Raw genomic sequence first — 269 nt, forward strand, 5'->3', positions numbered from 1 at the left:
GACCGACGGGAGCGCGGTGGTCCTTGACTACAAGTCGGGAGGGAGCGACTACTACAGGGATTCGGTTCAGCTTGCAGCCTACGCCGTAGCGCTCGAAGAAGCGGGCACGAGCGTGGCCGGCTATGCCTATCTCTGCCACATATATGCCATTGGGGGTATAAAATATATTGCCGAGACCATTGCGCGTAGCACACGCCGTGATCGCCCATCCCACGCCTTGAGCGTGAATCTGCGAAATGCGCTCTACGAGCTTATCCACGGAATCGATC

General features: G+C 57.6%; 1 protein-coding gene. It reads left to right on the forward strand.

Annotated elements, in window-relative coordinates; translation table 11 throughout:
• Positions 1-16: 16 nt before the first annotated feature.
• Positions 17-269 (forward strand): hypothetical protein (locus tag EZM41_RS14750; protein ID WP_446697834.1); only part of this gene is annotated, 253 nt, incomplete at its 3' end.

The organism is Acetomicrobium sp. S15 = DSM 107314 (genome assembly GCF_016125955.1).
In the GTDB taxonomy this organism is placed as follows: Bacteria; Synergistota; Synergistia; order Synergistales; family Thermosynergistaceae; genus Thermosynergistes; species Thermosynergistes pyruvativorans.